This window comes from Listeria monocytogenes ATCC 19117 (genome assembly GCF_000307025.1).
Classification (GTDB): domain Bacteria; phylum Bacillota; class Bacilli; order Lactobacillales; family Listeriaceae; genus Listeria; species Listeria monocytogenes_B.
Genome location: NC_018584.1, coordinates 1 through 19415 on the forward strand (window position 1 = coordinate 1; position 19415 = coordinate 19415).

The following is a 19415-nucleotide window of genomic DNA, read 5'->3' on the forward strand; positions in this document are numbered from 1 at the left end:
TAATTAAATCTAACAATTTCGTTACAGATTTCTTTACACACAAGTTATACACAAGTTAACTGGCTGTGGACAACCGTTTTTCACATCTGGACAGTTTTGTGGATAGATTTTGTAAGTCCTTGCTATCAGAGTGATTTTCTGATATTATAATTCCTGTCGAATAGAAATATAGCTGGGGAAAACTAAAGTTATCCACAATACATTTTTACTTTGTGGATAATTTTTTAACAGTGTTTGGATAACCTTATCCATGGCTTTTTCTATCTGTGGATAACTTTATAGCATCCATTTACATTACATAAAAAAGGGGGGTTACTAGTGCAATCAATTGAAGACATCTGGCAGGAAACACTGCAAATCGTTAAAAAAAATATGAGTAAACCTAGTTACGACACATGGATGAAATCAACAACCGCTCATTCACTTGAAGGTAACACGTTTATTATTTCAGCGCCCAATAATTTTGTTCGCGATTGGTTAGAGAAGAGTTACACGCAATTTATCGCTAACATTTTGCAAGAAATAACTGGTCGCTTATTTGATGTCCGCTTTATTGATGGCGAGCAGGAAGAAAACTTTGAATACACTGTGATTAAACCAAATCCAGCGTTAGATGAAGATGGCATTGAAATTGGAAAACATATGCTTAATCCGCGTTATGTTTTTGATACTTTTGTCATTGGTTCAGGGAACAGATTTGCCCACGCAGCATCACTTGCAGTAGCCGAAGCACCAGCGAAAGCATATAATCCACTCTTCATTTATGGAGGAGTTGGCCTCGGTAAAACACATTTAATGCACGCAGTTGGCCACTATGTTCAACAACATAAAGATAATGCGAAAGTAATGTACCTTTCCAGCGAAAAATTCACCAATGAGTTTATTAGCTCTATTCGTGATAATAAAACCGAAGAATTCCGTACAAAATACCGGAATGTGGATGTCTTACTTATTGATGATATTCAATTTTTAGCAGGTAAAGAAGGAACACAAGAGGAATTTTTCCATACATTTAACACACTTTATGATGAACAAAAGCAAATTATTATTTCCAGTGACCGACCACCGAAAGAAATTCCAACATTGGAAGATCGACTGAGATCCCGCTTTGAATGGGGCCTAATTACTGATATTACGCCACCAGACTTAGAAACACGGATCGCCATTTTACGTAAAAAAGCAAAAGCAGACGGATTAGATATTCCAAATGAAGTCATGCTTTACATCGCAAACCAAATTGATTCGAATATTCGCGAGCTAGAAGGCGCACTCATCCGAGTAGTTGCTTATTCTTCCCTCGTTAATAAAGATATAACAGCTGGTCTTGCAGCAGAAGCACTAAAAGATATTATCCCCTCTTCTAAATCACAAGTTATTACAATTAGTGGTATTCAAGAAGCAGTCGGTGAATATTTCCATGTTCGTTTAGAAGATTTTAAAGCAAAAAAACGGACGAAAAGTATCGCATTCCCGCGCCAAATCGCTATGTATCTTTCAAGAGAGCTTACAGATGCCTCATTACCAAAAATCGGTGATGAATTTGGTGGTCGAGATCATACAACCGTCATCCATGCACATGAAAAAATATCGCAACTACTAAAAACCGATCAAGTGTTGAAAAATGACCTTGCCGAAATTGAAAAAAATTTAAGAAAAGCACAAAATATGTTTTAATAGACCTGTGTACAATGTGGATAACTGAAACATACTTACCCACAAGTTATCAACATGTGGAAAACTTTATGTCGCATGGCTTATAACCTACTTATCCACAAATCCACAGCGCCTATTACTATTACTACGATTTTTTATTAATTAATTAAAGGTTTTTGAGGTTTTACAAAATATAAAAAAATGGGGGATACTCATGAAATTTGTTATTGAGCGTGATCGTCTTGTCCAAGCAGTCAATGAAGTTACTCGTGCCATCTCTGCAAGAACAACGATTCCAATTTTAACGGGGATAAAAATAGTCGTAAATGATGAAGGTGTAACACTAACTGGTAGTGATTCCGATATTTCAATCGAAGCATTTATTCCATTAATTGAAAATGATGAAGTAATTGTAGAAGTGGAGAGTTTTGGTGGAATTGTACTTCAATCAAAATACTTTGGCGATATTGTTCGTCGTTTACCAGAAGAAAATGTAGAAATTGAAGTGACTTCTAACTACCAAACCAACATTAGTTCTGGCCAAGCATCCTTTACATTAAATGGCTTAGATCCAATGGAATATCCTAAATTACCTGAAGTAACAGACGGAAAAACAATTAAAATTCCAATTAATGTACTTAAAAATATTGTTAGACAAACTGTTTTTGCTGTGTCTGCGATTGAAGTTCGTCCAGTACTTACTGGTGTAAACTGGATTATCAAAGAAAATAAACTAAGCGCAGTTGCAACCGATAGTCATCGTCTAGCTTTACGTGAAATACCTCTTGAAACAGACATTGATGAAGAATACAACATTGTTATTCCTGGAAAAAGTTTATCTGAATTAAATAAACTTTTAGATGATGCAAGCGAATCTATTGAAATGACCCTTGCCAACAACCAAATTCTTTTTAAATTAAAAGATTTATTATTTTATTCTCGTTTACTTGAAGGTAGTTATCCAGATACATCTCGATTAATTCCAACTGATACTAAATCAGAATTAGTCATTAATTCCAAAGCATTTTTACAAGCAATTGACCGTGCGTCCCTACTTGCTCGCGAAAATCGTAATAACGTTATTAAATTAATGACGCTAGAAAATGGCCAAGTAGAAGTATCATCCAATTCTCCAGAAGTTGGGAATGTTTCTGAAAATGTCTTCAGCCAAAGTTTTACTGGCGAAGAGATCAAAATATCTTTTAACGGTAAATACATGATGGATGCCCTACGTGCTTTTGAAGGTGATGATATTCAAATTTCCTTCTCCGGTACAATGAGACCATTCGTACTTCGACCAAAAGATGCAGCCAATCCAAATGAAATTTTACAATTAATCACGCCGGTTAGAACTTACTAATCTCGCAAAAAGCACATCCGTCTTGGTTTCAAGGCGGATTCTTTTTTTGTTATAGTACAGTTTTTGGATAGAAATGTATATTTATGCAAACGGAGGTAATTCTTAGCATGATGAAAGATATGACAACAGGTAATCCGACAAAATTAATTTTTTTATTCGCGATGCCGATGTTGATTGGAAACTTGTTTCAGCAATTTTATACGATGATTGATGCTGTTATTGTTGGGAAATTTGTCAGTGTAGATGCGCTGGCTGCTGTTGGAGCGACAAATTCGGTCAATTTTTTTATGATTTCTTTGATTATTGGACTTATGAGCGGGATTTCTGTCGTAGTAGCGCAGTATTTTGGGTTTAAAGATTTTGATCGTTTGAAAGATGTTATTGCAACGGCGACTTATGCGGTGGTTTTTTCGGCGATTATTTTAACTGTTGCAGGAGTTTTGCTAGCAAAGCCATTGCTAATTTTACTTAGAACTCCAGCGAATATTTTGGATGATTCTACTATCTTTTTAACCACTCTTTTTATTGGGATTTTACCGATGAGTCTGTATAACGGAATGGCCGCGATACTTCGGGCGCTTGGAAATTCGATTACACCGCTGATTTTTTTAATTTTATCGTCCTTAATGAATATTGCACTTGATTTTTTATTTGTCGTATATATGGATATGGGCGTTCGCGGGGCTGCTATTGCGACAGTTCTTTCTCAAACAGCTGCAGCAATTGCCGTTATTTACTATGCTTATCGCCACGTACCATTTATGCGGATAGAGCGCGCAAAATTCAAGCTTTCCACCCCACTACTTAAAGAAATGGTGCGCATTGGACTACCTTCTGGATTACAAGGATCCTTTATTTCTATCGGAAACATGGCTCTTCAAAGTTTAATAAATGGATTTGGTTCATCGGTCGTTGCGGCATATACGGCGGCGAGTCGAATTGATTCACTTACATATCAACCAGGAATTGCTTTTGGAGCAGCTTCTTCGATGTTTGCTGGTCAGAACATCGGTGCTGGGAAAATTGACCGCGTTCGCGAAGGTTTTTGGTCGGGAATTAAAGTAGTTACAGCTATCAGCATTGGAATAACGATTTTAGTTCAACTTTTCGCTCGGGAGTTTTTATTACTATTTGTTGATTCTAGTGAGACGGAAGTTATTAATATCGGTGTAAGTTATTTACTTATTGTCTCTTTATTTTATGTCGTAGTGGGAGTTTTATTTGTTGTTCGAGAAACACTCAGAGGCACCGGAGATGCGATGGTTCCTTTAGCTATGGGGATTTTTGAGTTAGTTTCGAGACTGGTTATCGGATTTGTTTTATCGCTTTATATTGGTTACATAGGGCTTTGGTGGGCTACACCAGTTGCGTGGATTACAGCTACGATGCTCGGCGTTTGGAGATATAAATCAGGAGCATGGCAAAAAAAGGCAGTTATTAGGCGAAAATAACCATTTTAGTAAAAAAACGCCAGAGAAGCTCATATTTTCTTTTTTTTAATAAATAATATCCCCCCATTAGTTTTGCTAAAAAAAGCTGAAAAACGAATATATGAAAATATTCTTTGTATTATTGGCAAAACTTTAGTAAAATAGAAGGTAGTGATAAAAAAAGATTGGGCGTGAAATTTTTGGCTGAAACAGTAAAGATAAATAGCGAGTTCGTAACGCTTGGTCAACTTTTACAAATGATTGATGTAGTTTCAACTGGTGGAATGGCGAAAGCGTACCTTAGTGAAAATACGATTTACATCAACGGAGAGCAAGACAACCGCCGGGGGAAAAAGCTTCGTAATGGCGATGTTATCTTAGTTCCCGGTGTTGGAAAAGTGAAAATCGAGCAAGGAAAATAACAGATGCATTTAGAAAGTATTGTTTTAAGAAATTTCCGGAATTACGAAAACTTAGAACTAGAATTTTCCCCATCTGTTAATGTTTTTCTTGGTGAGAATGCACAAGGTAAAACCAACCTTTTAGAAGCCGTATTGATGCTTGCACTTGCAAAGTCACATCGGACAACGAATGATAAAGATTTTATTATGTGGGAAAAAGAAGAAGCCAAGATGGAAGGGCGAATAGCAAAGCACGGACAATCAGTGCCTTTAGAGCTTGCTATCACCCAAAAAGGTAAGCGAGCTAAAGTAAATCATTTGGAACAAAAGAAACTTAGCCAATATGTCGGTAACTTGAATGTGGTTATTTTTGCCCCAGAAGATTTATCGCTTGTGAAGGGCGCTCCAGGAATTAGACGTCGGTTTTTGAATATGGAAATTGGACAAATGCAGCCGATTTATTTGCATAATCTAAGTGAATACCAACGAATATTGCAACAACGGAACCAATATTTGAAGATGTTGCAAATGAAACGAAAAGTAGATCCAATATTACTCGATATTTTGACTGAACAGTTCGCAGATGTCGCCATTAATTTGACGAAAAGACGAGCTGATTTCATTCAAAAACTAGAGGCATATGCGGCGCCAATTCATCACCAAATTTCCCGAGGACTTGAGACGCTGAAAATTGAGTATAAAGCTTCCATCACGCTAAATGGGGACGATCCCGAAGTGTGGAAAGCAGATTTGCTCCAAAAAATAGAATCAATCAAACAAAGAGAAATCGACCGTGGTGTCACGCTTATTGGACCACATCGGGATGATTCTCTGTTTTATATTAATGGGCAAAATGTGCAAGATTTTGGTTCGCAAGGTCAGCAACGGACAACGGCACTTTCTATAAAATTAGCAGAAATTGACCTAATCCATGAAGAAACTGGCGAATATCCGGTTCTTCTTCTCGATGATGTGCTTAGTGAACTCGATGATTATCGTCAATCGCATTTGCTCGGAGCTATTGAAGGAAAAGTACAAACCTTTGTAACGACAACAAGTACGAGCGGGATCGACCATGAAACGCTCAAACAAGCAACAACTTTCTATGTAGAAAAAGGTACGGTAAAAAAATCCTAATCTAGGTTAATATAATTTGATGAAAAAGAAAGTGCGGTGGAATAATTAATGTCAGAAGAAAATATTACAAATGTACAAGAAAATGCTTCAGATTATAACGAAGATCAAATACAAGTACTGGAAGGTCTAGAGGCAGTAAGGAAAAGACCTGGTATGTACATTGGTTCAACTAGTCAACGCGGACTCCATCACCTGGTATGGGAAATTGTTGATAACGCAATTGATGAAGCACTTGCTGGTTTTTGTACAGAAATTGAAATTACAATCGAAGCTGATAACAGCATTACTGTTCGTGATAACGGACGTGGAATTCCTACTGGGATTAACGAAAAAATTGGTCGTCCAACAGTAGAAGTTATCTTTACCGTTCTACATGCTGGTGGTAAATTTGGCGGCGGCGGATATAAAGTATCTGGCGGACTTCACGGAGTTGGTGCATCGGTAGTTAATGCCCTTTCCACATCTCTTGAGGTATACGTTCACCGTGAAGGTCAAAAATATTACCAACGCTTTGAACGTGGTGATGTAGTAATGGATATGGAAGAACAAGGCGAAACGGATTACCGTGGAACAATTGTTCACTTTACGCCAGATCCACAAATTTTCACAGAAACAACGGAATTTGATTTTGATACACTTCGTACTCGTACGCGCGAACTTGCTTTCTTGAATCGTGGTTTAACGATTTCAATTGAAGACAAGCGCGAAGAACACAAAGTTCGTAAAGATTTCCACTATGAAGGCGGAATTCGTTCTTACGTGGAGCATTTAAATAAAGCAAAAGACGTTATCCATGAGCCACCAATTTATTTGGAAGGTGAACGCGATGACATTATGGTTGAGATTTCCATGCAATATAATACTGGATTCTCAAGCAATATCATTTCATTCGCAAATAACATTCATACGTATGAAGGCGGGACTCACGAATCTGGATTTAAAACGGCGTTAACACGTGTTATTAATGACTACGCGCGTCGTAATAAATTGTTCAAAGATAGTGATGATAACCTTTCCGGTGAAGATGTTCGTGAAGGTTTAACAGCAATCATTTCCATCAAACACCCAGATCCACAGTTTGAAGGACAAACAAAAACAAAACTTGGAAATTCAGAAGCTCGTTCAATCACGGATAAGCTGTTTTCTGAGGCTTTAAATAAATTTATGATGGAAAACCCAGATGTTGCTAAAAAAATCGTTGAGAAGGGCGTTGTAGCTTCTCGTGCACGTCTGGCTGCTAAGCGCGCGCGTGAAGTTGCTCGTAAAAGCAGTGGGTTAGAAATTTCTAGCTTGCCAGGTAAACTAGCTGACTGTTCTTCCCGTAACCCTGAAATCAGCGAACTTTACATCGTTGAGGGTGACTCAGCTGGTGGTTCAGCTAAACAAGGTCGTGACCGTTTATTCCAAGCTATTTTGCCGATTCGTGGTAAAATTTTGAACGTGGAGAAAGCGCGTTTAGACCGAATTTTAGCTAACGAAGAAATTCGAACTATTTTTACGGCTATGGGAACTGGTTTTGGTGGAGATTTCGATGTTTCTAAATCTCGTTACCACAAATTAATTATTATGACTGATGCCGATGTTGATGGTGCACATATTCGTACACTACTTCTTACGCTATTTTATCGTTATATGCGCCCACTGCTTGATGCTGGTTATATCTATATTGCACAACCACCGCTTTATCAAATTAAGCACGGTAAACAAATAGAATATGTATATAGCGACGGACAGTTAGAAGACTATCTAGCTTCCCTTGACGGAGACACTAAATACAGCATTCAACGATATAAAGGTCTTGGAGAAATGAACCCAGAACAACTTTGGGATACAACCATGAATCCGGAACACCGTACACTACTTCAAGTCAATATCAAAGACGCTATTGATGCCGATGAAACTTTTGAAATGTTGATGGGTGACCGCGTGGAACCTCGTCGTAAATTCATCGAAGACAACGCGCAATACGTTAAAAACTTGGATGTTTAATAAATATTTCCCGGGTAATAATTGGGTTATTAATTGTTTTTAAAAGGTTTGAACTAGATTCAGCCTTACTTTTGAAAGGGAGGTTTCTCTAACAATGGCAGAAACACCAAATCAACGAATAACAGAGATAAACTTAAATAAAGAAATGCGGACATCATTCCTGGACTATGCGATGAGTGTAATTGTTGCCCGTGCCCTACCAGACGTTCGTGACGGATTAAAACCAGTTCATCGTCGTATTCTATATGCGATGAATGACTTAGGTATGACTTCTGATAAGGCCTATAAAAAATCAGCTCGTATCGTTGGTGAAGTAATCGGTAAGTATCACCCCCACGGCGATACAGCGGTTTATTTTACAATGGTTCGGATGGCGCAAGATTTTAGTTACCGTAATATGCTAGTTGATGGACATGGTAACTTTGGTTCGGTCGATGGCGATATGGCGGCAGCGATGCGTTATACAGAAGCACGTATGTCAAAAATTTCGATGGAACTTCTTCGCGATATTAATAAAGATACAATTGATTATGCTGATAACTACGATGGTTCTGAACGTGAGCCAGTCATTTTACCAGCGCGTTTCCCTAACTTACTTGTCAATGGTTCGTCAGGTATCGCAGTTGGTATGGCAACAAACATTCCTACCCACCATCTTGGTGAAGTTATTGACGGCGTTTTAGCACTTAGTCATGATCCGGATATTACTATTCGTGATTTAATGGAATATATCCCTGGCCCTGACTTCCCTACTGCTGGGATGATTATGGGGCGTAGCGGAATCCGTCGCGCTTACGAAAGTGGCCGTGGTTCGATTACTGTTCGTGGTCGTGTCGATATTGAAGAAAAGAAAAATGGTAAAGAAACAATCGTTATTACCGAAATTCCTTACCAAGTAAATAAAGCGCGCCTAGTTGAGCGTATTGCCGAACTAGCTCGTGAGAAGAAAATCGACGGTATCACTTCCCTAAACGATGAATCTGACCGTTCTGGAATGCGCATTGTTATTGAAGTTCGTCGTGATATTAGTGCAAGTGTTATCGTGAATAATTTATTCAAAATGACAGCACTTCAAACTACTTTTGGTATTAATATGCTCGCACTTGTCGACAATCATCCAAAAGTACTTAATTTAAAAGAAATTCTTTATCATTATTTAGAGCATCAAAAAGTAGTTATTCGGCGCCGTACGGAATTTGAGCTTCGTAAAGCAGAAGCACGCGCTCACATTTTAGAAGGTTTACGAATTGCACTAGATAATATTGACGCGATTATTAAATTAATTCGTGGATCAAAAACTTCCGATGTTGCTAAAGAAGGCTTGATGACACAATTCAACCTTTCGGACAAACAAGCGCAAGCCATTTTAGACATGCGTTTGCAACGTTTAACAGGTTTGGAACGCGAAAAAATTGAAGAAGAATACCAAAACTTAGTGGCATTAATTAATGATTTAAAAGCCATTTTAGCTGATGATGAGCGTATTCTTGAAATTATTCGTGAAGAATTAGAAGAAATCAAAGTTAAATACGCGGATAAACGTCGTACAGAAATCTTGGCTGGTGATTTAGTAAGCCTTGAAGATGAAGACTTAATCCCTGAAGAAGAAGTGGCGATTACACTAACTAAACGTGGCTATATTAAACGTTTACCATTATCAACTTATCGTAGCCAACGTCGTGGTGGTCGTGGTATCCAAGGTATGTCTACTCATGAAGATGATTTCGTAGAACATCTTGTTGCAACGAGCACGCATGATACGTTACTATTCTTCACTAACACAGGTAAAGTTTACCGTTCGAAAGGTTATGAAGTACCTGAATACGGTCGTACCGCCAAAGGTATCCCAATCATCAACTTACTTGGAATCGAAAGCCAAGAACAAGTGAATGCCGTGATAAATCTATCCGAATTCACTGATGATAGCTACCTATTCTTTACTACTAAACACGGTGTCGTGAAGCGTACAACCCTTTCTCAATTTGCGAAAATTCGTCAAAGTGGTCTTCGTGCAGTTGAACTTCGCGAAAACGATGAACTAATCTCTGTTCAGATGACAGATGGTAGCAAAAACATGATTATCGCAACGAAACATGGACAATCTATCTACTTCCCAGAAGAAAATATCCGCGTAATGGGCCGTACAGCTGCTGGTGTTCGTGGTATTAGACTTCGTGAAGACGATGAAGTTATCGGTATGGAAGTCCTTGAGGATGATGAAAAAGTTCTCGTTGTAACGGAAAAAGGATACGGTAAACAAACACCGGCTTCCCAGTACCCGCTTCGTAATCGCGGTGGTATGGGTGTTAAAACCGTTACAATCACAGAGAAAAATGGTAACTTAGTCGCAATGAAAACAGTGACTGGTGAAGAAGACTTAATGCTAATGACAGTAAGTGGCGTATTAATTCGTTTCGAAATTGATACAGTATCACAAACAGGTCGTAGCGCAATGGGTGTCAAACTAATTCGTCTTGATGAAGATGAAAAAGTAGCTACTGTTGCAAAAGTGCCAAAAGAAGAAGATGAAGTTGAGCTTGAGGAAGAAATCGATGAAACATTAATCACACAAGTTCCTGATGAAAGTTTTGAAGATGCTCCTGGAAGCGATATAGAAGAATAAAATCAAGCTGGAGATGACTCTAATTTGCGAATTAGAACGATTTTCCAGCTTTTTTCCAGTATAAAAAGCGCTTTTTGGCTATAATTTATGTATAATATCCTTAATACGTCTTAAAAAGGGAAGAGTTGAACAAATGCGCAAACTGATTCAATTTCTGTTTATAGCAGTAGTTTTATTTTTAGTGGAATACTTTTTAATCAATCAAGCAGCTATATTATTCTTAGTAACAAGTGGACTTATCCAATTATGCGGATTAATTATTGTGATTCGGCTACTACTCTTTGATCAACGGAATACTAGCTCAAAAGTCGCCTGGATTGCGGTTATTTTCATTTTACCTGTACTTGGAACGATTAGTTACCTTGTGTTTGGTAGAAATCCAGCAACTAGAAAATTCAGCACAGCTCAAGTAATGGAAAAAGCTAAATTAATTAATGCGATTCACGCAATTCCAAACAACACTAATGAAAAATTACCACGACTATCTAAAAGAATTGCGCATTTAACGTCCATAGAGCCAATTAAGGGGAATAAAATCGAAATATTAACAAATGGCGAAGAAACTTTTCCAGTGCTCTTAGACGCGCTTAGAAAGGCTGAAAACCACATTCATATTCAATACTATATTTTCAAAACGGATGAAATTTCTACAAAGATTCGTGATATTTTGGTAGAAAAAGCAAAAGCAGGCGTTGAAGTTAGATTTATGTTTGATGGGCTTGGATCAAGCAAACTGGGTAAAGCCTTTTTAGCTCCTTTGAAAGAAGCTGGAGTTAGTATTCACGCATTTGACCCAATTACCTCTCCCTGGATTGTAAGAACAGCCAATTTAAGAAATCACCGTAAAATTGTCGTGATTGATGGTCAAATTGGCTTTACAGGCGGGCTTAATATTGGAGAAGAATATCGTTCTAATACACCAGATTTCCGTGTTTGGCGCGATACACATATTAAAATCACAGGCCAAGCTGTTATCGAACTTCAAGAATCTTTTCTAAATGATTGGGTCTATATGGAAAACCAAGCAGGTGCTGCAGATCAATTTATTAGTGAAGCTGGATTACAACAATATTTTTCACCAGTTGATGTGGGTGACGAATGGGCGCAAGTGATTTACGGCGGACCATATGATAAAGAAAAATGGGTTCGCGATTCGATGCTTGATTTAATTGATTCCGCTAAAGAATCTGTTTGGATTGTGTCGCCTTACTTTGTTCCAGATGAGGAGTCGCTTGCAGTTATTCGCCGGGTTGCGATGAGCGGTGTTGACGTGCGAGTTATTATTCCAGGCAAAGGTGATCGCGGGATTTCATTCCACGGAAGTAATGCGTATGTGAAAACAATGATTGAAGCAGGCGCGAAAATGTATGCTTATGCCGATGATTCTTTTGTTCATGCGAAGGCAATGCTAGTGGACGGGACGCGTGCAGCTATAGGTACTGCCAATTTTGACGTGCGTAGTTTTAGATTGAATCATGAATTAATGGTATTCTTATATGATGAAAGCGAGGCTATGCATCATTTAAAACGTGATTTTGAGAAAGATTTTGAAGATAGCCGACTTTTTACGATGAAAGATATGGAAAACAAACCATTATTGACTCGTATAAAAGAAGTTCTATCTAGTTTACTATCACCAATTTTATAATTTAGGAGTGGAAAAATGAGTGGAGATTTAAAACTTAGACCGCTTGAACGAGAAGATTTAAAATTTGTTCACCGGTTAAATAATGACGCGAAAATAATGTCTTATTGGTTTGAAGAGCCATATGAGGCGTTCGTCGAGCTTCAGGAGCTATATGATAAGCACATTCACGATCAGTCAGAACGCCGTTTTATTTTAGAATTAGATGGTCAAATGGTTGGACTTGTCGAATTGATGGAAATTGATTATATTCACCGAAGAGCCGAATTTCAAATTATTATTGATCCTAAGTTTCAGGGGCACGGTTACGCTGTTTCTGCCACAAAACTCGCAATGAAATATGCTTTTCACGTACTAAATCTGCATAAACTATATTTAGTTGTTGATAAAGTAAATGAAAAAGCTATTCATGTCTATGAAAAAGTTGGTTTTATTCGTGAAGGCGAACTAATTGATGAGTTTTTCGTTGATGGAACTTATCATGATGCTATTAGAATGTGTATTTTCCAACATCAATATCGAGAAATGGATATTTAAAAGGTGATTGGCGCGGGAAAAGTTGCGCCAATCATTGTTTTGGGTCAAAAAAAGTTCTATAATAAGGTTTTAGTGAAAAAATTATGGTATCATGAAGTATTAAAGTTTGTATTATTTTGATGGAGAAAGGATTGGCGTGCATTGGCTACAGGCATTGGGACAGCTAAAATGATATTATGCGGAGAACATGCAGTTGTATACGGAGAACCGGCGATTTCAGTCCCATTTACACAAGCAATAGTAACGACAAATGTAGAAAATTCTACAAAAACCAAATTTTCTTCGGCATTTTTTTCAGGTGATTTAGATGATATGCCTGATTTCTTAGCAGGAATCAAAGCATTAGTTGTAGATGTTTTAAATGAGATTGGAAAAGGCGAATGCGTTTCTATCCATGTAGTTTCAGGTGTTCCAATTGGACGAGGTTTAGGTTCAAGTGCCGCTGTAGCAACAAGTATTGCGCGTGGCTTATATAAATATTTTAATCAAGAATTAGACTCGAAAAAATTATTAGCCATTGTGAATGCGGCAGAAAAAATTGCTCATGGCAATGCTAGTGGTGTTGATGCTATCACGGTTGTGAGTGAAAAACCAGTATGGTATGAGCGAGATCGAAAACTAGAAATTATGCATTTTTCAAAAAAAATCACGTTCGTAGTAGCAGATACTGGAGTTCCAAGTGAAACCAGAGACGCGGTGAAGGATGTTCAAGCTTTATATAAAGAAAATCAAACAGAAATTGGTAAAATAATTCATCAACTCGGCGATATTTCCCGGGAAATAAAGACTCATTTAGAAGGCGATGCAGATACTGTGAAAATAGGTGCTGCAATGAATAAGGCACAATCTTATTTAGAAACTTTGACAGTAAGTGATAGTAGTTTAGAGAAATTAATAGAAGTAGCTAGAAGTAGTGGTGCAGACGGGGCAAAACTTACAGGTGGCGGTAGAGGTGGATGTATTATCGCTGTAGCAAAAAATCAAGAAATCGCTGAACAAATAACGAAGGAGCTTCATAATGCTGGAGCTGCACAAGAATGGATTTTTACGATTGGAGAAGGTAGTTATGAAAGCGACAGCCATCGCACACACGAATGTGGCGCTAATTAAATACTGGGGAAAACGCGATGAACACTTGATTCTACCTGCAAACAGTAGTTTATCCTTCACGGTAGATAAATTTTATACAAAAACAACGGTAGAATGGGACGGAAATTTAGCCCAAGATACATTTATTCTAAATAATGAACACAAAACGGATGCAAAAGTAGCTCGTTTTATAGATAAAATGCGTGAAGAATTCGGTATTTCAGCAAAAGCAAAAATCACTTCCGAAAATCACGTTCCAACTGCGGCCGGGCTTGCTTCATCGGCTTCTGCATTTGCAGCTCTTGCACTTGCTGGATCTAGCGCTGCTGGCAGAAAAGACACAAAAGAATATATTTCCAGACTGGCTCGTTTCGGGTCTGGTTCTGCTTCTCGTTCCGTTTTCGGAGATTTTGTCATTTGGGAAAAAGGCGAACTCGCGGACGGTAGTGATTCATTTGCAGTACCTTTCACCAACAAATTATGTGACAAAATGTCTCTTGTAGTCGCAGTCGTTTCGGATAAAGAAAAGAAAGTTTCTAGTCGGGATGGAATGCGCCTAACTGTTGAAACATCACCGTTTTTCGAAAAATGGGTTTCTGCTGCTGAAACAGACTTGGAAGAAATGAAACAAGCTATTTTGGATGAAGATTTCATCAAAGTGGGCGAAATCACAGAACGAAACGGAATGAAAATGCATGCGACAACGCTTGGTGCCGAGCCTCCATTTACTTATTTTCAACCGAAGTCCCTTGAAATAATGGATGCTGTTAGAGAATTACGAGAAAATGGTATACCGGCCTATTTTACAATGGATGCTGGTCCAAATGTTAAAGTTATTTGTGAGCGTGAAAATGAAAATATCGTAGCAGATAAGTTGTCAGGTTTGGCTAAAAACGTTCTAATTTGCCACGCTGGTAAGGAAGCGAGTGTTGTATCAGATGAAAAATAAACTACAGGTTAAAATACCCGGAAAATTATATGTAGCTGGTGAATATGCAGTTGTAGAATCAGGTCATACGGCTATTCTAACTGCAGTTAATCGTTATATAACGCTAACTCTTGAAGATAGTGAACGCAATGAATTATGGATTCCACATTATGAAAATCCAGTTTCATGGCCAATTGGCGGAGAACTTAAACCAGACGGGGAACATTGGACGTTTACAGCTGAAGCAATTAATATCGCGACAACTTTCCTGAAATCAGAAGGAATCGAGCTAACGCCTGTGAAAATGGTCATTGAAACAGAATTAATCGACCAATCTGGCGCAAAATATGGACTCGGTTCCAGTGCAGCGGCTACAGTTGCTGTAATCAACGCGCTAATGACGAAATTTTATCCAGAAATATCAATGCTTAAAAAATTCAAACTTGCTGCACTTTCGCATTTAGTAGTACAAGGAAATGGCTCTTGTGGCGACATTGCTTCTTGTATGTATGGCGGCTGGATTGCGTATACAACGTTTGATCAAGAATGGGTGAAGCATCGTTTGGCTTATAAATCACTCGAATGGTTTATGAAAGAGCCGTGGCCAATGCTTCAAATCGAAACATTGGAAGAACCAGTGCCGACTTTTTCTGTCGGTTGGACGGGCACACCTGTAAGTACCGGAAAACTAGTTTCGCAAATTCATGCTTTTAAACAAGAAGATAGCAAGAATTACCAACATTTTTTAACTAGAAATAACGAGATTATGAAGCAAATAATTCAAGCTTTCCATACGAAAGATGAGGAATTGCTTTATTCATCTATTAAAGAAAATCGTCGCATTCTTCAAGAACTTGGAACAAAAGCTGGCGTAAATATTGAAACAAGCTTACTAAAAGAACTAGCGGACTCAGCTGAAAACATGGGTGGCGCAGGAAAATCATCTGGCTCTGGTGGCGGAGACTGCGGAATAGCTTTCTCGAAAACGAAAGAACTAGCCGAAAAACTCGTTAATGAGTGGGAAAAGCTTGGTATTAAGCATTTACCTTTCCATACAGGGAGAGTTCAAATTACTGAATAATGGGGATATATAATAAAAGCCGAACAACTTTTAAGTAAAAGTTGTTCGGCTTTTGTTTTAATCATTTAAAATAAAGTAACAAACTGAATCTTTTATTCAGTCGTATTATCTTTTTTAGATAAATTATTCGCGTGTATAAAAATACCCATTCCAACAGCTGATATAACGCCAGAGGCTCCACCAGAAATAATATCCATAAAATATAATACAGATGTTGCGATAATAATTAAAATTCCCAATACCAACTCTATTATTCGAAATATTATCTTTAGTTTATTTCTTTTCATGTATACACTCTTTTCTTTTATTTAGCTGTAGTTATTGTCGCAGGGACATATAATACACAATTTAAATTTACACCTTTTCCTTTATCTTTTTTACCCATTCCCCATGCTAAACCACCACCAAATAAACTCAAACAAACAGCATAACGTGATGCGATTTTTATTCCTTTTTTTGCTAAAAATTTCCCCATTCGTTTATTTGCACCTAATCCACCTATCGTACCTGCCCCCCAATAAAAATCGTTAAAATCAACAACAGCTTTATGAGAAAATTGGATTTGCATACCCCACCATGTATATTTAGCTTTTATATAAGCTTTTTTAGATGCCTTAAGAAGTTGATTTGGTTCATCTTCATAGATTTCTTGAACTATTATGTTTCCCTCAATATGTGTTTCTGATAGTGTTTCATCAGCCTCGATTTCAGCATTAGTTTGATCTATCTGCCCTTCAACTTCAACAAACTCTTCCGAAGTAAGAACATCTTCCGCTTTGTTAGACAATACAAATTCATTGTTTTCTATTGTTACATAATCATTTACTTTATCAATTAATTCTTCCGGAATAATTGATTCTTCATCATTTTCTATAGAATCCATAGTTTTTTCATCAATTACATTTTCAGAGTCTATCCAACCAATAGGTTTGTTATCTTGGCTTATTTTAACGTAGTTACCCAAATTATCATCAGAATTACTTTCATCAATATTAACAAATTGTTGAGAATAATTTTGAGAATTATTTATAGGGTTATTTTTATTATATGCATCAGTTATATTTGAAAAAATGTCGTTTGTACTATTACTTATCACCATAGCAGTGTTTGAAGGTATTAATGAGAAAGCCCTAGTGTCTAACCAACCAATTACTTTATTATCATAACTAAATTGATAATATATTTACCTTGTTGTTTTGGCTCTTCTGATTATTTCAACTCTTTTTCCTTCATAATTAGAAGCAGGCGCAATTAATTTACTATCGGACTGAAGATAAGGTGTTGACCATACTGCATGTCCAATAACTGTAGATATAACTGCCATCTGATTGTACTCTTCATTAAAATGTACTTGGTCATAGAGTGTTATGGCTCTTGCATCTAACCAAGCTTTTATATTAGGAGTTTTGGTTTCACTAAATTGATAATAAGTACCTCTTTTGTTTTCTACTTTTCTCCAAATAGTTATTTCTTTGTTAAGATAATCACTTGCTGGTCCTTTTAAAGTAGAGTTTATTTGTCCGCAAGGTTGAGTCCATACTGCATGTCCAGAAGTGTTAGTGATTTTCCCGGTCCTTGAGTAAGCAATATCCGTAGAAGGCATTTCATAAAATTTAAAAGCTCATTTATCAAGCCAACCAATAATTTTGTCTCCCAATTTTACTTGATAGTAAATTCCTCTTTCAGTTTTTGCCTCTCTTATTAATTTAACATCTTTTTTTGCATAAGAAGGTGCAGTTGCACTTGATATAAATGTTGATCCTTCTGAATAATATGGTGCAGACCAAAATGCATTTGTTTCTGGATATGCAATATTAGCATCTAAATTAACTGATTTATTGTACTCAATTGTATTGTACGCAGTTGTTGCAGCCTCTACAGTTTTAATAGAATTTAAATTTGTAAAACTGAACATTGATAAAAACATCATAATTGCAATTAAACTAATCATCCCTTTTTGTACATTTCTCTTTAACATGATTTTGTTCCCTCTTTCATTTATATGTATTATATTACAAAATTAATATAGCATGAAATATTAATGTAATACAATATTATTTTTTAAATTTAAAAAATAATATAAAAGGTTAGAATTTTGATATTCTTGAATATCATTTGCTTTTTTGTTTTAAATTTCACAAACTAGGGAATAGTGAACAGAATAAAAGTTTGTGAAATATTTAATATATCAGGTTTTTGAACTAAGATATCAAATCAGATATAATGAGTTAGAGTATGAACATAGTGATTCTAAAAATGCTGATTAATTTTTAAAAAAGTTTGTGAGTTTTTTTAAAAGAACTAAATAGTAAAAGCATTTTTTCAGTTACATAGGAGTTCTAACAAGCTTCTTTCAGCACTCCGGTAATGGTATTTTTGCGCAAAAATACACATTAGAAAACATCAAAAGGAAAAGAGGGGATTCGGGTGTCAAAGGTACTTAAATCTTTGCTGCTTACGGCACTACTTGGGGTTACCGGCCTTATAAGTGGTTGTGGTGACTTGACGGTACTTAATCCAAAAGGGCCAGTTGCAAAAGGTCAGTCGGACTTAATTATTTATTCGATTATATTTATGCTGGTTATTGTTTTGACGATTTTTGTATTGTTTACGATTATGTTGGTTAAATACCGCGAACGGAAAGACATTTCAAACTATGAGCCGGATATGCACGGTAGTAAAAAACTGGAAATTTTTTGGACATTGATTCCAGTTGCAATCGTTATTGCTCTAGCTATTCCGACTGTAAAAACAATTTATGCAGGGGAAGAAGCACCAAAAGTGACTTCGCATAAAGATCCAATTGTTATTTACGCAACAAGTGCAGACTGGAAATGGATTTTTAGTTATCCAGATGAGTCGATTGAAACGGTGAACTATGTAAACATTCCAACCAATCGTCCTGTACTATTCAAATTAACTTCTGCAGATACGATGACAAGCTTTTGGGTTCCGCAGTTAGGTGGACAAAAATATGCGATGTCTGGCATGACAATGAATTTATATTTACAAGCAGATGAAGTTGGTACATATAAAGGCCGTAACGCAAACTTCAACGGCGAAGGTTTTGCGGATCAACGCTTTGATGTAGTAGCTCAATCTGAAAAAGATTTCAAAAAATGGGCGAAAGAAACAAAAGCAAGCTCGCCAGTTATTACACAAGACATATATGATCGTCTTTTAATTCCTGGAAGCTCTAAGAAAAAGACTTATTCTGGTACGCATTTAGCATTTGTTGATGTAGCAGCTGATCCAGAGTATGTTTTCTATGCCTACAAACGTTTTGGTTATGAGATGACAAATCCGCATAATCCAAACACAAAATCAACCATTTCTGATGAACCAATGCTTCCGGTTCGTCCTGTGACAGTAACTAATCCGCAATTTGAGCGTCATGATATGAAGCCACAAATTATTAAAAACGGCGAAGGTTACCACGAGGATAAACACCGCGAAGATGAAATGAAGAAAATGGAAGAAGACATCCAAACAAATGAATTCAATAAAAAAGAATCGGATGACGCAGGGAAGTAAAAAGGGGG

16 protein-coding genes and 1 pseudogene are annotated in these 19415 nt (G+C 37.0%); 13 read left to right on the forward strand and 4 right to left on the reverse strand.

Annotation, left to right across the window (positions count from 1 at the left end; all coding sequences use genetic code 11):
- Positions 1 to 318: 318 nt before the first annotated feature.
- From dnaA to LMOATCC19117_RS00060, 12 genes are all read left to right on the forward strand, one after another.
- On the forward strand, positions 319 to 1674 hold the full coding sequence (gene dnaA, locus LMOATCC19117_RS00005) for a chromosomal replication initiator protein DnaA (RefSeq protein ID WP_003727573.1): 1356 nt from the start codon (positions 319 to 321) through the stop codon (positions 1672 to 1674).
- Between the two features lie 193 nt (positions 1675 to 1867).
- Positions 1868 to 3013, forward strand: a complete 1146-nt coding sequence (dnaN, locus tag LMOATCC19117_RS00010; protein WP_003725616.1) for a DNA polymerase III subunit beta — start codon at positions 1868 to 1870, stop codon at positions 3011 to 3013.
- 107 nt (positions 3014 to 3120) lie between these two features.
- A complete protein-coding gene (locus LMOATCC19117_RS00015) occupies positions 3121 to 4464 on the forward strand; it encodes an MATE family efflux transporter (protein WP_003725617.1) in 1344 nt (447 codons plus the stop codon).
- 179 nt (positions 4465 to 4643) lie between these two features.
- Positions 4644 to 4865 carry a S4 domain-containing protein YaaA gene (gene yaaA, locus LMOATCC19117_RS00020; protein ID WP_010958651.1) on the forward strand — a complete coding sequence of 74 codons (222 nt, stop codon included), beginning with the start codon at positions 4644 to 4646 and terminating at the stop codon, positions 4863 to 4865.
- 3 nt (positions 4866 to 4868) lie between these two features.
- Complete coding sequence (gene recF, locus LMOATCC19117_RS00025; protein WP_003734193.1) at positions 4869 to 5981, forward strand: DNA replication/repair protein RecF; 1113 nt, start codon at positions 4869 to 4871, stop codon at positions 5979 to 5981.
- A 48-nt stretch (positions 5982 to 6029) separates the two neighbouring features.
- A complete protein-coding gene (gene gyrB, locus LMOATCC19117_RS00030; RefSeq protein ID WP_003723769.1) occupies positions 6030 to 7970 on the forward strand; it encodes a DNA topoisomerase (ATP-hydrolyzing) subunit B in 1941 nt (646 codons plus the stop codon).
- 94 nt (positions 7971 to 8064) lie between these two features.
- Positions 8065 to 10593, forward strand: a complete 2529-nt coding sequence (gene gyrA / locus LMOATCC19117_RS00035; RefSeq protein ID WP_003725619.1) for a DNA gyrase subunit A — start codon at positions 8065 to 8067, stop codon at positions 10591 to 10593.
- A 133-nt stretch (positions 10594 to 10726) separates the two neighbouring features.
- The gene (cls, locus tag LMOATCC19117_RS00040; RefSeq protein WP_003734192.1) at positions 10727 to 12241 is read left to right on the forward strand and encodes a cardiolipin synthase; all 1515 of its coding nucleotides are present in this window, start codon (positions 10727 to 10729) and stop codon (positions 12239 to 12241) included.
- A 15-nt stretch (positions 12242 to 12256) separates the two neighbouring features.
- A complete protein-coding gene (gene speG, locus LMOATCC19117_RS00045; RefSeq protein ID WP_003728720.1) occupies positions 12257 to 12775 on the forward strand; it encodes a spermidine N1-acetyltransferase in 519 nt (172 codons plus the stop codon).
- A 141-nt stretch (positions 12776 to 12916) separates the two neighbouring features.
- Positions 12917 to 13885 (forward strand): mevalonate kinase, encoded by a 969-nt coding sequence (mvk, locus tag LMOATCC19117_RS00050; RefSeq protein ID WP_003734191.1) that lies wholly within the window; start codon positions 12917 to 12919, stop codon positions 13883 to 13885.
- Entirely contained in the window at positions 13842 to 14813 is a 972-nt protein-coding gene (gene mvaD, locus LMOATCC19117_RS00055; RefSeq protein WP_003741301.1) for a diphosphomevalonate decarboxylase, read from the forward strand. The genes mvk and mvaD overlap by 44 nt, the downstream gene beginning before the upstream one ends.
- Positions 14794 to 15873: a phosphomevalonate kinase gene (locus LMOATCC19117_RS00060; protein WP_003727569.1), complete on the forward strand. Its 1080-nt coding sequence runs from the start codon at positions 14794 to 14796 to the stop codon at positions 15871 to 15873. The genes mvaD and LMOATCC19117_RS00060 overlap by 20 nt, the downstream gene beginning before the upstream one ends.
- Before the next feature lie 92 nt (positions 15874 to 15965).
- Here the strand turns inward: LMOATCC19117_RS00060 and LMOATCC19117_RS00065 are convergent, their stop codons facing one another.
- The 4 genes and pseudogenes from LMOATCC19117_RS00065 to LMOATCC19117_RS00080 all read right to left on the reverse strand — a co-directional run bounded on the left by LMOATCC19117_RS00065 (position 15966) and on the right by LMOATCC19117_RS00080 (position 17851).
- Positions 15966 to 16160: a hypothetical protein gene (locus LMOATCC19117_RS00065; protein ID WP_003725626.1), complete on the reverse strand. Its 195-nt coding sequence runs from the start codon at positions 16158 to 16160 to the stop codon at positions 15966 to 15968.
- A gap of 17 nt (positions 16161 to 16177) precedes the next feature.
- On the reverse strand, positions 16178 to 16972 hold the full coding sequence (locus tag LMOATCC19117_RS14995) for an SH3-like domain-containing protein (protein ID WP_003743311.1): 795 nt from the start codon (positions 16970 to 16972) through the stop codon (positions 16178 to 16180).
- Positions 16973 to 17008: 36 nt separating this feature from the next.
- Positions 17009 to 17476: pseudogene (locus tag LMOATCC19117_RS15000) on the reverse strand (GW domain-containing glycosaminoglycan-binding protein); the annotation flags it as partial.
- An 18-nt stretch (positions 17477 to 17494) separates the two neighbouring features.
- Positions 17495 to 17851, reverse strand: a complete 357-nt coding sequence (locus LMOATCC19117_RS00080; protein ID WP_003734189.1) for a GW domain-containing glycosaminoglycan-binding protein — start codon at positions 17849 to 17851, stop codon at positions 17495 to 17497.
- Positions 17852 to 18300: 449 nt separating this feature from the next.
- Here LMOATCC19117_RS00080 and qoxA point away from each other — a divergent pair, with 449 nt between their 5' ends.
- Positions 18301 to 19407, forward strand: a complete 1107-nt coding sequence (gene qoxA, locus LMOATCC19117_RS00085) for a cytochrome aa3 quinol oxidase subunit II (protein ID WP_003727568.1) — start codon at positions 18301 to 18303, stop codon at positions 19405 to 19407.
- Positions 19408 to 19415: the final 8 nt, after the last annotated feature.